12 protein-coding genes are annotated in these 14,239 nt (G+C 56.5%); 4 read left to right on the top strand and 8 right to left on the bottom strand.

Features of this window, described 5'->3' with window-relative positions:
• The coding region (locus ABL922_RS07320; protein WP_349023555.1) for an OmpA family protein at positions 1-396 on the top strand (396 nt) is incomplete at its 5' end.
• Between the two features lie 211 nt (positions 397-607).
• On the opposite strand, the gene ABL922_RS07315 is transcribed toward ABL922_RS07320, so the two are convergent.
• Both ABL922_RS07315 and ABL922_RS07310 read right to left on the bottom strand, forming a co-directional pair.
• Entirely contained in the window at positions 608-3,364 is a 2,757-nt protein-coding gene (locus ABL922_RS07315) for a [protein-PII] uridylyltransferase (protein WP_349023554.1), read from the bottom strand.
• Positions 3,365-3,403: 39 nt separating this feature from the next.
• Positions 3,404-5,110: a class I adenylate-forming enzyme family protein gene (locus tag ABL922_RS07310; RefSeq protein WP_349023553.1), complete on the bottom strand. Its 1,707-nt coding sequence runs from the start codon at positions 5,108-5,110 to the stop codon at positions 3,404-3,406.
• Positions 5,111-5,186: 76 nt separating this feature from the next.
• Between ABL922_RS07310 and lgt the strand changes: the two genes are divergently transcribed.
• Positions 5,187-6,056, top strand: a complete 870-nt coding sequence (gene lgt / locus ABL922_RS07305; protein ID WP_349023552.1) for a prolipoprotein diacylglyceryl transferase — start codon at positions 5,187-5,189, stop codon at positions 6,054-6,056.
• Positions 6,046-7,122, top strand: a complete 1,077-nt coding sequence (locus ABL922_RS07300; protein WP_349023551.1) for an SAM-dependent methyltransferase — start codon at positions 6,046-6,048, stop codon at positions 7,120-7,122. Before lgt ends, ABL922_RS07300 begins: the two co-directional genes overlap by 11 nt.
• Positions 7,123-7,126: 4 nt before the next feature.
• Here the strand turns inward: ABL922_RS07300 and ABL922_RS07295 are convergent, their stop codons facing one another.
• From ABL922_RS07295 to ABL922_RS07280, 4 genes are read right to left on the bottom strand one after another with little or no spacing between them, the layout of a single operon-like run.
• On the bottom strand, positions 7,127-7,741 hold the full coding sequence (locus ABL922_RS07295) for an ABC-type transport auxiliary lipoprotein family protein (RefSeq protein ID WP_349023550.1): 615 nt from the start codon (positions 7,739-7,741) through the stop codon (positions 7,127-7,129).
• Positions 7,738-8,712 carry an MlaD family protein gene (locus tag ABL922_RS07290; protein WP_349023549.1) on the bottom strand — a complete coding sequence of 325 codons (975 nt, stop codon included), beginning with the start codon at positions 8,710-8,712 and terminating at the stop codon, positions 7,738-7,740. Before ABL922_RS07290 ends, ABL922_RS07295 begins: the two co-directional genes overlap by 4 nt.
• Positions 8,713-8,764: 52 nt before the next feature.
• Positions 8,765-9,550, bottom strand: coding sequence for an ABC transporter ATP-binding protein (locus ABL922_RS07285; protein ID WP_349023548.1), 786 nt, complete (start codon positions 9,548-9,550; stop codon positions 8,765-8,767).
• A complete protein-coding gene (locus ABL922_RS07280) occupies positions 9,550-10,659 on the bottom strand; it encodes an ABC transporter permease (protein ID WP_349023547.1) in 1,110 nt (369 codons plus the stop codon). Before ABL922_RS07280 ends, ABL922_RS07285 begins: the two co-directional genes overlap by 1 nt.
• A gap of 81 nt (positions 10,660-10,740) precedes the next feature.
• Here ABL922_RS07280 and ABL922_RS07275 point away from each other — a divergent pair, with 81 nt between their 5' ends.
• Positions 10,741-11,445, top strand: a complete 705-nt coding sequence (locus tag ABL922_RS07275; protein WP_349023546.1) for an HAD-IB family hydrolase — start codon at positions 10,741-10,743, stop codon at positions 11,443-11,445.
• A gap of 3 nt (positions 11,446-11,448) precedes the next feature.
• Here ABL922_RS07275 and ABL922_RS07270 read toward each other — a convergent pair whose 3' ends face one another.
• Entirely contained in the window at positions 11,449-12,753 is a 1,305-nt protein-coding gene (locus tag ABL922_RS07270; RefSeq protein WP_349023545.1) for a cystathionine gamma-synthase family protein, read from the bottom strand.
• A gap of 64 nt (positions 12,754-12,817) precedes the next feature.
• Positions 12,818-14,221, bottom strand: coding sequence for a DASS family sodium-coupled anion symporter (locus ABL922_RS07265; RefSeq protein WP_349023544.1), 1,404 nt, complete (start codon positions 14,219-14,221; stop codon positions 12,818-12,820).
• Positions 14,222-14,239 lie beyond the last annotated feature (18 nt).

Genomic DNA, 14,239 nt, shown 5'->3' with positions numbered 1-14,239 from the left:
CCGGAGCCGGAGCCAGTTGCCCCGCCGCCGCCGCCGCGTCCGGTTTGCAACTCGGGTCCCTACATCGTGTTCTTCGATTGGGATAAATCGAACCTGCGTCCTGACGCAGCCTCGACCCTCGACAACGCGGTTGCCCAGTATGCAAATTGCGGCAATGCACGCGTCATGCTTGCCGGCCACGCCGACAAGTCGGGTGCAGCAAGCTACAACGTCGGTCTCTCGCAGCGTCGTAACGACACTGTTCGTTCGTACCTCGAATCAAAGGGTGTACCGGGCGGCGTGATCGCTACCGAAGCCTTCGGTGAAACAGCTCCGCTGGTTCAGACGGCTGATGGTGTGCGCGAAGCGCAGAACCGTCGTGTTGAAGTGAGCTACGGTCCGGGTTCGGGCATGTAATCACTTCGCAATAAGCGAATAGGAAAAAGGGCCAGCCTAACCGCTGGCCCTTTTTTTTTGTATTTTTTGATTGTTGCTCATGCCGACAACATTGGTGCGGCACGGACAGATTGGAAAAACCAAAGGCCAGTGTGGCCCAACGCACCACGCAATGGTGCTTCTCGCGTGCGTTATCCGGAAGTCCGAGAATTGCGTGTGCACTGCAAAAGTGTCAGGCGACCGCCTTGAGATCGTGGCCGGTGCCGGTGGCGGCTTCCAGCAAGCGGGATTCGAGCGCCTTCAGCCGCGCCTTGTTCTCGATCTTGCCGCCGAACAGGTCAGTGACATAGAAGGTATCGACGGCGCGTTCGCCGTAAGTCGCGATGTGCGCGCTGTGCAGCGTCACTTTTGATTGAAATAGCGCTAGCGCCAGATTGTTGAGCAAAGCGGGGCGATCAGCCGCATTCACCTCAATCACGGTGTATCGGTTGGACGCTTTGTTGTCCACCAGCACCGACGGTGCAATCTTGAAGGCTTCTGCGCGTCGCAAAGCTACAGGCTTGGCCATCAACTTGGGCGACAATTTGCTTTTGTTTGCCAAGGCATCGCCGATCGAATGTTTCAGGCGTTCGATTTGATCATGTTCCTGGAAGGGCCTACCCCAAGGATCCTGAACCAGAAAGTTGTCGACGGCCAAACCATCGGTGCTCGTGTGAATCCGCGCATCGATGATGCTTCCGCCAGCAAGATGAATGGCGCCAGCAATGCGGTAGAAAAGGCCGGGATGGTCGGCGGCCAGCACTGTAATCAGTGTCGCTCCGCGGTCCGGATAATAACAGGCATCGATCGCCAGCGGTTCAAGATCGTTTGCCTGCAATAGCCGGATGTTGCGTTCGATAATGTCATCGGGTTCGGCGATCCAGTACGCCTCAGGCATCCGTTTCGAGAGCCGCTTGAACTTGTCAGGCGCGATGTTGAGCGTATTTTGTAATGCGTCTTTCTTGCTTGCGATCCGTTCTTCGCGACCTTTTTGCTTGTGCCCAAGCCGAAGCACCTCTTCGGTCGCCTCGAAAAGGTCGGACAATAGCTGACGCTTCCAGCTATTCCAAACACCAGGCCCAACCGCGCGAATGTCGACCACGGTCAAGACCAGCAAAAGCCGCAACCTCTCCGCTGAGGTTACCGTCTGCGCAAAGTCCAATATTGTTTTGAAGTCGGACAGATCACGTTTGAATGCTGTCGCTGACATCAGCAAATGATGGCGGACAAGCCAGGCGACGGTTTCGGTTTCAGCCTCGTTAAGCCCAAGGCGCGGGCACAGATGGAATGCGACTTCTGCTCCGAGAACGCTGTGATCTCCGCCTCTCCCTTTCGCGATATCGTGCAGCAGCACGGCCACGAACAAGACCCTTCGACTGACAATCTGACGGACGATCGCAGTAGATAGCGGATGGTCTTCCTTAAGGTCTCCACGCTCGATTTCTGCGAGCAGGCCGATAGCGCGGATCGAATGTTCATCGACGGTATAGTGGTGGTACATGTCGAACTGCATTTGTGCGACGACCCGTCCGAAATCGGGGATGAAGCGGCCAAAAACCGTCGCTTCATTCATCCATCGCAGTACGGCTTCGGGGTTTCGGGGCGAACACAAGGTGTCGAGAAACAGCTGGTTCGCTCGATCGTCGCGCCTGATTTTCTGATCGATCAGTCGCGCATCGCGCCGCGCAGCCCGCATCGCGAGTGGATGGATTTCGAGCGCGTATAAATCGGCAAGGTGGAAGATTTCGATTAGACGAACCGGATCGGTCTGGAAAAAATCATCGGTGGGCAGCGCCAACCGACCACGATCCAGTATGAAACCGTGGAGTTTGCGCGGTTTGCGTGAGAAGCTCGGAAGGAACCGGCGGCCCTTTTTACCGAGAGCCTCGTCCAGATGTGCCAGAAACAGACCGGTCAGATCACCAACCGTTTTTGCATTCAAAAAATAAAGCTGCATGAACCGCTCAACGGCAGAACGACCAGGGCGCGGCGAAAAACGCATCCGTTCGGCAACTTCGCGCTGCAGATCAAATGTCAGCCTGTCTTCTGCGCGTCCCGAAATGTCGTGCATGTGGCAGCGCACAGCCCAGAGGAAATTCTCGGCTTTTTCAAATTTCCGATATTCTTCGCGGGTCAGCAGCCCCACTTCGACCAGATCTGAAGGTGACCTTACCCGGTGTACATATTTGCCGATCCAATAGAGCGTGTGCAAATCGCGCAGGCCGCCTTTTCCGTCTTTGACATTGGGTTCGACAACATACCGGCTGTCTCCCATGCGTTTGTGGCGCTCATCGCGTTCGATCATTTTTTGTGCGACAAAGTCAGCCCCGGTTTTTGCGGCCACTTCGTTCCAGAAGCGTATCGAGGCCTCCTCATATACCTCGCGATCCCCCCAAACAAACCGGCCCTCGAGAAGGGCAGTTCGGATCGTTAGGTCTTCGAGCGCCATCTTGATGGTCTCGTCGATCGAACGGCTAGATTGTCCGACCTTCAGCCCTAAATCCCATAGGAAGTAGAGCATTGCCTCGACGACCTGCTCGGTCCAGCCGGTGCGTTTATAGGGTGTGATGAAGGCGATATCGACGTCGCTGTGCGGTGCCATCTCCCCACGACCATATCCGCCGACCGCGACTACCGCGATTTTTTCGGCTGCAGAACGGTTGGCGACCGGAAACAGCGAGGTCGTGACAAAATCATAGGCAACGCGGATAATCTGGTCGATCAGAAAGGCTTGATCGGTGGCGCTGCTGCGCCCCGTCGACGGCATAGCGATCAAGCGCCGGGAGATTTCCTCGCGTCCTTCGCGCAAGGCGGTCTGCAAGATTGCAAGTGCCTTGCTGCGCTGCTCGCTGACCGAACTGTCGGCGAGAACGGCAGAAATTTCATCCGCCACCGCATTGCGATCAATGATGTCGCGTTGGCGCCTTCGGCCGAGCCCATTTTCCGTCATATGATGGCGCTTAAAAGAAGCGGGGTAGAGGAGAAAGCTCTAATCTTCGAGTTCCTTGACCTTTGCATTATATTCCCGACGCAATGTAACCCGGTCGATCTTCTGGGTGCCAAGCCGTGGAAGCGGCTCATGCACGCGCCAAAAGTGAACAGGCACCTTGAATGGCGCCAGCTTGGCCTGGAGGAAGCTCTTCAGTTCGTCGGGCGAAAGCTCGCTTCCTTCTTTGGTGAAATATACCAGTCCCGGAACTTCGCCAAAGCGGTCATCGGCAATGCCAAAGACCGACAATTCGGCGACTGCATCATGTTCATAAGCTGCGGCTTCAACCTCGGGGCAACTGATATTCTCACCGCCGCGAATGATGATGTCCTTCTTCCGGTCAACGATGAACAGATAGCCATCCTCGTCGAGATAGCCAATGTCGCCGGTGCGGAAGTAACCGTCGGATGTGAACGCAGCCTGGGTTGCCTCTTCATTCTCCCAATATCCGTTGAAATTAGCGATCGAGCGAATGCAGACTTCTCCTCGCTCGCCTTGGGGCATCTTGTTTCCATCGTCATCAAGGATCGCCAAATCGACCAAGGGCTTGGTCGCTGGCCCGGTGCTTGAAGGTTTTGCCAGATAATTGTCGGTGAAATTGCCGCAGCCAACACCGTTGGTTTCGGTGAGGCCATAGCCCAAAAGCGGGAAGCCCCATTCCATTTCCTGCTTGATGCGCTTCACATGCTCGACCGGGCGGGGGGCTCCACCTGCGGCAAAGGCGGTGCACGACGTCAAATCATATTTCAGCCGATTGGGATGCGTTGCAATCTCGATGCTCATTAACGGTACGCCAACGAAATAGGTGATCTTTTCCTTTTCAATCAGCTGCATGGCATGCTCTGCATCCCATTTAGGCATCATCACAAGTTTGCGACCGATAACGAAACTTTGCAGCAATACCGGAACGGCTGCGGTGACATGGAACAATGGCACGTTGAGCAAGGTTGCTGGCTGCATCGTCGGCGCTTCGCCTGTTGATGCCAATATCTCGAAAAACACTAATGTTTGGCCCACATAGCTCATCGCGCCTTGCACCACGCCGCGGTGGTCGGACCAAGCGCCCTTCGACTGGCCAGTTGAACCTGAGGTATAAAGGATTGTTGCCGGATCAAGGGGAGCGATAGGCGGCAAAGCCGTTTCAGCATTTCCACCTTTCGCGAGCAGGACTTTCAGCCCTTCAAGCGGAACGCAGTCATGTTCGAAAATCAGTAGATTGGCTTTGCCAACATCTTCGCCCTGTAGTCTTGCAGCGCGCTGAGCATCGGCAAGCACATATTTGCATCCGACCATGCGGATGCCCTCGGCCAGCTCGCTGCCCTGCCACCAGCCATTGAGCAACGTTGCGACGCCGCCTGCCATCAGGATAGCCATATAGGCGATGATCCAGTTGGCAGAGTTGCGTGCTGCTATGCCGACACGATCACCGACCCGAAGTCCATATCCTTCGCTCAACCCACCCGCCAGCGCGCGAGCCGCTGCGTGGCATTCTGCAAAAGTGAATCTGAGATCGCCGTCGACCAGAAATTCCTTGTCGGCGTTAAGCGCGCAGAACATGTCGAAATAGTCGCGCAGGTTTGCGGGAGCCTGCGCGATCATCGGGATTTGCACGCCATATTTCTCGACATGTGTCACTGACAATGGCCCGCCATTTTCCATCAAACGGGCAACGGTGTTGTCAATTGCCAGATCTAGTGCAGTCGGCATGGCGAATCTCTCCTTTGTTCTTTTTTATGTGCCCCTTTTGGCTATATAGGTCCGCAAATCCAAGAGGGGATGCGACTTGTTTATTGCAACGGCCGCCGCAGCTGCAGGCGACTATCTGAAATTTACCGATCTGGGGGTTGGGCCGGTGGCTCTGGACCTCGGCATTTTCGAATTGCGCTGGTATTCTCTGGGCTATCTGTTCGGGATTCTGTTGGGTTACTGGCTGCTGACCAAATTGATCCGAAAGCCCGGTTCCCCAATGTCGCGCGAACATGCCGATGACATGATTTTGTACGCGACGCTTGGTATCATATTGGGCGGCCGCATTGGATATATTCTATTCTACCAGCCGGGCATGCTGGCGACGCCACTTGAAGTCTTCAAGCTGTGGGAAGGCGGGATGTCACTGCATGGCGGAGCGCTGGGTACGATCTTTGCGATCTGGCTGATGGCCCGCAAGCACGGCCTCTCGTTCCTGCGCATGTGTGATTATATCGCCTGTTGCATACCCTTCGGACTGTTTCTCGTGCGCCTTGCAAACTTCGCCAATAGTGAATTGTGGGGTCGGGTAACCGACGTCAAATGGGCAATCATCTTCCCCAATGGCGGCGATTTGCCTCGCCATCCAAGCCAGCTTTACGAGGCGGGTGCCGAAGGGCTGTTGATGGCAGCGATTTTGTGGCCTCTCTTTTTCAAGACCGATGCGCGATACAAGCCGGGCTTCCTTTTCGGCACAGCGGCGCTGATTTACGGTGCGGCCCGTTTTTGCATCGAATTCGTTCGCGAACCTGATGCCCATTTACAGCATGTTGTCGAACAGACCGGCTTGAGTATGGGCCAATGGCTGACGATTCCGATGCTGCTGGTGGGGCTGTATCTTGTTTTGACGGCCAAAGGGCGCCGGCAGCGCGTCGAACCGGTAGCCGGAGCGGGTAGTGTCGCCTAACAACGCGAACCTCGCCGCGCGGCTTGCCAAGCAGATTGAGGCGTCTGGATCTATAAGCGTTGCGGATTTCATGCAGGCGGCCAATCAGGCCTATTATGCAAAGGGTGATCCGCTAGGCGTCAATGGCGATTTCATAACCGCGCCCGAAATTAGCCAGATGTTTGGCGAATTGATTGGTCTTTGGCTGACAGATATTTGGATGCGGGCCGGGTGCCCCGAAGACTGCAAATATGTCGAACTTGGCCCGGGGCGTGGTACGTTGGCGGCGGATGCCATGCGATCGATGCAACAGTTCAATTTTGCGCCAGAAGTTTTATTCGTTGAGACCAGCGAAGCGCTGAGAGAAATGCAGGCACAGGCCGTAGCCAATGCCACGTTTCTGGATACCGTCGACGACATCCCTTACGATGCACCACTGTTGATTGTAGCGAACGAGTTTTTCGATGCTTTGCCCGTTCGACAACTGGTGTCGACGCATTCGGGCTGGCGCGAGCGTGTCGTTGTTCGCGACCGCGGTACCAAATTCATGGCAACGCCCGGGATGACCGCGATGGATGAGATTGTTCCGTCGGAATTCCGAAATGCTCCAAGCCCAAGCATTTATGAAACTTGCCCTGCTGCAAGTTCGATCATGTATGAACTGGCTGGCCGCATTGCAGCGAATGGCGGAGCGATGCTGATTGCCGATTATGGATATACGCTTCCCGGGATTGGCAGCACTTTGCAGGCGGTTCGGGCGCATGAATATGCAGATCCATTTGAAAATCCGGGCATGCATGATCTGACGGCCCATGTGAATTTTGTCGAACTCGCCAATCTGGCACGTATGCGCGATTTGCGCGTCAGCGGTCCGGTGGAGCAAGGGAGCTGGCTAAAAGCCCTCGGAATCGACGCTCGGACCCAGGCCTTGTCGGCCAGCCGACCGGAACAGGCGGACGAACTGGCTGCCGGGCGTGATCGACTGGTCGAAGCGACCGGAATGGGCAGCCTTTTCAAGATATTGGCCATTTCCCACGCTGAATGGCCGGATCCGGAAGGCTTTGCGGTCAATCAAAGCCTAGGTTGATTATTTAGGGCGCGCTTAGCCAAGTGGCGACGTCTTCTGCTATCTTGTTCGCAACCACGTTGAGAGCTTCGCCTACCTCTTCTGGTTCGATTTTGGTTAAATCATTTCGAGCATCAAAACGCCGTTTTTCCACGGGTTGCCCTTTGCGAATGCGGACTGCATCAAAAATAGCCACGGCTTCCATACCACTTTCATCGACGCCGAACTCGACCAGTTGCCCTGAAAGATAGTTCTCCGCTTTTCCCGCCGTTTCCACTTCGCTGAGAATCAGCGTACCGTTTTTCGCGGCGAGAGTTTCGGCGAGAAGCTGTCGCATCAGGATAGCCGGTTTGTCTGTCCAGACGCTATCCTTCAAATAGGCGATGTTCCCGATGTTGATTTGCACTGGAACACGATTGGTATCGAGCTTTCGCGGCACTTCGGGTACGAGAACGACCATGGCATCCTTCGCCAGACCAGTGTAGCTCGCACCGGCAGTCACCGTCGAATTGGCAGACAACGTCAGCATCGACGTCGGCGCCTTTCCACTCAGGCTGACACAAGAGGGCAAGGCAAGAGCGGCCACTAACAGAGCCGACATGGTCTTGATCTGGCGGATTGATAGAGGTTCAATCATCATTTGCTCCTGCCCGGCTCGTAGTCGGGAAGCTTTGGTGCCGAAACCAGACCGCCAACACCTTGCTGATCAAGCCGCTCAGTTACCGACTGCAGCGACGAAGAGAGCCTGCGCAGATCGCGTGCCAGCTGATTGATTTCGGGCAGCGTCTGGGTGTTTAGGGTTTCCATGGCGGGATTTGCGCTATTGAGCGTGGTTTCCAGCGCAGTGAGGCTGCCATTGGCCGAACGCAGTGTCTTGCGCAGTTCGGTCAGCATCGGCTTCCCTTCACTATCGAGCAGGGCATTGGCGCTGGTCGAAAGCGCAGTCAGCTGTTCCGCCGCAGCCCCGGCTTTGGCGAGTGTGCTGCGCGATTCCTGAATGGCTGCACGCAGATCCGGCGCTTGTCCGGCGAGCGATCCAGACAGGCTTTCGACATTATCGAGAATCTGCTGGATCGATTGCTGGTTCTTGTCGGAAAGCACGGTATTCAGGCGTTCGGTCAGCGTCGAGAGCCGCTCGACCAATAAAGGCGCGCTATTCAATATTTCGCCCAACGCCCCGGGTTTGGTGGGGATAACGGGTCGTCCGGCCGGGCATTCGCTTTTGGGATTCGCTGAAGGGCAGCGGATCGGGGGGGCGCCCTTGATGGCGCCATCAAGCTGGATTTCAGACACGCCGGTGAAGCCCACACCGCTGATGGTTGCGGTCGTCCCCTGCAGGATGGCTGTGTCTGCATCAATGGCTATACGCACGCGTACAAAGTCCGGATCGGGGCGCCACAATTTGATGTCCTTGATTTGCCCGACCGGAACGCCTGCAAACGTTACGGCTGAACCTTTGGCGATGCCGCTGACCGATTGCTGGAAGAAAATATCATATTCGGCTTTGGTTCCGTCGCCGAAACGCGACAACCAAATAGTGAAGCCAGCCAATATGGCTAGCAGGATCAATGTGACCGTGCCGACGAGGACATAATGGGATTTGGTTTCCATTGCGTGCCTTATGGCCTCCCCGGCAATTGCTTGTCCATGCTAATTCCCATTTTCAGCTCTGCCGTTCATGGCCAAGTCGCGCCGCCCTACCACGCGGGCCGGAGAAATATTCGTGGATCCAGGGATGGTCCGTCGCCAGCAGTTCGTCGATCTCGCCGATTGCGATGACTTTCCTGTCGGCAATCACTGCTACACGGTCACAAATTGCATAAAGCGTATCGAGATCGTGGGTGATGAGGAATACGGTCAGGTCGAGCGTTTCCTGCAGGCTTTTGGTCAGTTCATCGAATTTGGAGGCTCCGATGGGATCGAGTCCGGCCGTGGGCTCATCAAGAAACAGCAATTCCGGGTCCATCGCCAGCGAGCGAGCTAGACCGGCACGCTTTCTCATCCCTCCGGAGAGTTCGGACGGATATTTATGTGCGGCTTCGGGTGGCAATCCACTCAGGTGGATTTTGTATCGTGCGATCTCGTCGAGCAGTTTCATGTCGAAATGCGGATAAAACTCACGAAGCGGTACCTGCACATTCTCAGCAACAGTCAGCGTCGAGAACAAGGCTCCGCCCTGAAACATCACGCCCCAGCGTTTGCGCACCTCAAACGCTTCGTCCTCTTCCTTGCCGCGCATCGAGGTGCCGAACACCTCGACTTCGCCTTCGACAGGTTCCTGTAAGCCGATTATTGAACGCATCAGTACGGATTTTCCGGTGCCCGAACCGCCGACCACTCCAAGGATTTCGCCGGGGCGAACATCCAGATCAAGGTGATCATGGATCACCTGATCCCCAAAGGCATTGCGCAATCCGCGAACCGAAATGATGGGCGATGCTTCGACCATCAATTCCAGCCAATCTCGGTGAAGAATACCGCGAAAAAGGCATCTAGGACGATCACGAGGAAAATCGCCTGCACGACGGCTGCGGTGGTTTTGAGGCCTACCTGCTCTGCATTGCCATGCACGCGCATGCCCTGGAAGCAGCCAGCCAGCGCGATGATTGCGCCGAACACTGGAGCCTTCACCATACCCACATAAAAATCGGTGAGCGGTGTGACCTCGCGGATACGCTGAACGAATGTGGTTGGCGGTATATCGAGCGTTATCCAGCAAAATAATCCGCCGCCAATTATCGCAACCAGCGAGGCATATATCCCAAGCAACGGCATCATGATGACGGTGGCGAGAATGCGCGGGATGACGAGCGCTTCGACCGGGACAACGCCGATCGTCCGCATCGCATCAATTTCTTCGGTAATTTTCATCGTGCCGATTTGCGCTGCAAAGGCGGAGCCGGAGCGACCGGCGACCATGATCGCAGTCATCAACACGCCCAATTCGCGCATCGTCAAGCGACCGATCAGATTGACCGTCCAGATTTCGGCACCGAACTGCCTCAACTGCACGGCGCCCTGTTGAGCGATAACGATTCCGATCAGAAAGCTCATCAATCCGATGATTCCCAGCGCTCGAACGCCGACCATATCAAAATGCTGGATAACCGAATGCATCCGAAAGCGGCGCGGGTGAATGATAAGGTTGAAGAACCCTTTTACGCACTGGCCGATGAACCCGACAAATTCGACAAACATGCGGGCGATCTCGACCACTGCCTCGCCGACTTCATGTAAGACCCGCAGTGCCGGAGATAGCCTCGGCGTTTCGACTTCAATATCGTCCGATCCGCTTACCGCCGCAATCAGCCGCTGGGCATCGGAATCCGCCCCGATAATCTGTGCGCCACGGTCGCGCGCGGTTCGATAGACGAGCCAGGCGCCTACGGTATCGATATGGTCGATTTGCGACAGGTCGATTTGTCGGACTTCAGCGCTCGACACCCGCAAGCGCTCGTCCAGTTCGCCGATTTGCGAAATAGCAAGCGTTCCACCGAGGCGGAGGATGGTTCCGCCTTCGGGCAGTTGCTCTTCAGTAAAATCAGCAGCCTGCGCCATGCAGCCATGATTGGCGCATTCTTCGCCGCTTAACAAGCGTCAAGGCTTTGCAAATTCGGAACGCGCCTTATGCTGGTGTCGATGGGCAGCGAAACCAAGATCCGCATTGCGATTTACGACATGGACAAGACGGTGACCCGTCGGGCCACCTATAACGGGTTCCTGATGCATATGGCGTGGAACAAGGCGCCGTGGCGGCTGTTGCTGCTACCAGCGTTGCCCTTTGGTCTGCTGCTCTATTGGTTCAAATTTTGGGATCGCAGCCAACTCAAACAGTTTTCGCAGAGCCTGTTGATTGGTCGAAAAGTCCCTCGCGCGCAGTTTGCAAGGCATCTGGAGCGCCATGCTGACCTAGTCCTTGGCAAAAATGTCTATCAGGAAGCCAAGTGGCGGATCGATGCGGAGAAAGCGGAGGGCTATCGGCATGTGATCGCCACCGCATCCTACCGCCTCTATGTCGATGCGATTGCGTCAAGGCTGGGCTTCGACGATGTGATAGCGACCGAGTTGGCGACCAACGACAGTGGCCATGTGCTCGCACGGATTGACGGTCATAATTGCTACGACACTGCCAAGCTCGATCGGATCAAGGCATGGATGGCGGCAGAGGGCTTGGACCGGGATCACTGCCATATCCGCGCCTATTCGGACCATGTTTCCGATGCGCCGTTGCTCAACTTCGCCGATGAAGCCTTCGCGACCAACCCGCACCCGCCGCTGGAGCGGCTGGCACGGGAAAATGGCTGGCAGATATTGGATTGGCGCGACGGCGATCCCCGTACTTGAGCCTCAAACCTGATCGAGGGCCTGCTTGAAATCGGCGATCAGGTCGTCCGGGTCTTCGATACCGATAGAAATGCGCACCAGATTGTTGGTGATACCCAGCGCCTTTTTGCGCTCTTCGGGAACCGAAAGGTGGGTCATCGCCGCCGGGTGGCTGGCAAGCGTTTCAGTGCCGCCTAGGCTGACCGCAAGTTTAGCGATCTTCAGCGCGTCGAGGAAGCGGAAGCTTTCCTTCTCCCCACCCTTGATGAAGACCGAAAAGGTTGAACCTGCCCCCGTGCAGTGACGAGTGTAGATGTCCTGCTGCGCCTTGTCTTCGATCATGCCGAGATAACCAAGGCCAACCACCTTGGGATGCGTCTTCAGGAACGCGCAGACCTTGGCCGCATTTTCCCCGGCGCGCGTCATGCGCAGTTCGAGCGTTTCGAGGCTGCGCAGCAGCATCCATGCGGTGTTGGGATCACAGATTGTCCCGATCGTGTTGCGCATCGGGCGGATCGCGTCGATCAATGCCTGCTCTCCGCAAACGCCGCCTGCGACGAGGTCCGAATGGCCGCCGGCATATTTGGTGAGGCTATAGACGACCAATTCGGCGCCCTGTTTGATCGGTTGTTGCCACAACGGACCGAGGAAGGTGTTGTCGATGGCGATGGCGGGTTTCTGATCGCCGGTGAAAGCGGCATCGCGTGCGGCGCGTACGGCCTCGACATCGACCAGCGCATTGGTCGGATTGGCCGGGCTTTCAAGATAGACCAGCGCGACCTTGCCGCCCTTTTTCTTTGCCATCTTCTGCGCGCTAGCGAGTATCTTGTCGATTTCCTTGCGGCTAGCGCCAGCAGGAAAATCGACAAAGGAAACGCCAAAGCGGGACAGGATGCGGGCAATCAGCGTCTCGGTTGCCGCGTAGAGCGGGCCCGAATGGACAATCACGTCATTCTGGTTGACCAGTGCGAGCAGAAGAGTGGCGATCGCCGACATGCCGCTCGAAAAAACCAGCGCATCGTCAGCGCAATCCCAGACGGCCAGCCGGTCTTCGAGGATTTCCTGATTGGGTCCGTTGAATCGCGAGTAGACAAGGCCGTCAGCCGGTCCTTTGCGCTTTCCGGTGATGTGTTCGAAGAAGCGCTTGCCTGCGGCTGCATTTTCGAAGGCAAATGTTGAGGTGAGGAAGATTGGCGGCTTGAGCGCACCTTCGGAAAGCACGGGATCGTAGCCATGCCCCATCATCAGCGTTGAAGGTTTGAGGGTGCGTCCGCCGATTTTCTTGATCGGCGATTTGCCCTTGCGACGGGGCGTGGTGGCATCGGTCATACGTCAATCTCCTTGACGCCGGCTTTAGCAATATTTGTTTCAATTGAAACTAAATTACGCGCCCTTAGTGAAAAGTCGCGATAAACCAGACGACACCGACGATCAGCGGAACCCCGAACAGATCGATGAGCACGCCAGCCCGCAACATACGCGGCAACGCAACATGGCCGGTTGCCCAAGCTATCGCATTGGGGCCCGTTCCCGAAGGCATCATGAAGCCCCAGCTTGCGGCGATAGAGGCGCACATGGCGAGTAGCCAGGGATCGGCACCGGTTGCTGCGACCAACCCGGCAATCACCGGCATCACGCCGCTGGCGGTGGCGACATTGCTCGCAAATTCGGTGATCAGGATGACCAGCGCAGTGACAGCCGCTGCGATAATCAGGGGATGCACGCCCGCCAGCGGTTTCAGCGCTTCGCCCAGCCAATCGGCCAGTCCGGATTCGCTGATCCCTGCCGCCAGCGCCAAACCCCCGCCGAACATCATGATCACCCCCCAGGGCGCACGGTCGGCTTCTTTCCAGTTGAGCAGCGGACGACCACTGCCGTCTGGAACAAGGAACAGCAGCAACGAGCAGGCTATGGCGATGGTGCCGTCAGTAACCGATCCCTTTGGTAGTAGCGCTTCAAGTTGCGGTTGCGCCAGCCAGAGCGCGATCGCCAACAGGATGATCGGCAGCAGTCGCTTCTCTGCGCCAGTCCAAGGCCCTTGGGCGCCGATCGCATTACGGGCCGCCTTTGGATCAAAGGCCGTTGCTTCTATCCTTTGCACCTTTGCCAGAATCAGAGCAGTAACAGGAACTGCGACCAGAAGGATCGGCACGCCGAAAGACATCCAGTCAGCAAAGCTGATGTTCATTCCAACCTGTTTTTCGATCAGACCAACAGCAATCGGGTTGGTCGGCGACCCTACCAATGTCCCGAGGCCGCCGAGCGAAGCGGCGAAGGCAACGCCCAGCACCAGCGCACCCGCCATCCCATCGGTTTCGTCGTCGGCTATCCCTCCCGCACCAAGCACCGCAAGCGCGATGGGCATCATGATCAGCGAGGTTGAAGTGTTGGAAATCCACATCGAGATAAACGCGGTCGCTGCCATAAAAGCCAGCAACAATCCAAATCGGCTTTGACCGGCAAAGCCCAAAATCCACAGCGCTATCCGCCGGTGCATCCCGGTTCGCTCAATGGTGAGGGCTATGAAGGCACCGCCCAATATCAGAAACAATATCGGCGAATAATATTCCTTCGCGACATCCCCCGCACTCAAGATGCCCATCAGGGGCAGAGCCAGAAACGGCAGCAGGGCCGTTACAGTCAGGGGGAAGGCCTCGGTCATCCACCAGATCGCCATCAGCAAGGTGAGGGCGGCAACATGCCAGGCGGGCGCGCCCATTGACGCAGGCGGACCAACCAGCAGCATGAGCAGGAAAATGGCGATACCGCCCCAAAACCCAGCTCGTCTTGTCATCATTTCCACTCACCTTCGTCA

Origin of the sequence: Sphingorhabdus sp., from assembly GCF_040079335.1 — a bacterium.
Lineage (GTDB): Bacteria > Pseudomonadota > Alphaproteobacteria > Sphingomonadales > Sphingomonadaceae > Sphingorhabdus_B.
Note: the sequence above shows the minus strand (reverse complement) of the source record. Positions and strands in the feature narration are given on the sequence as shown.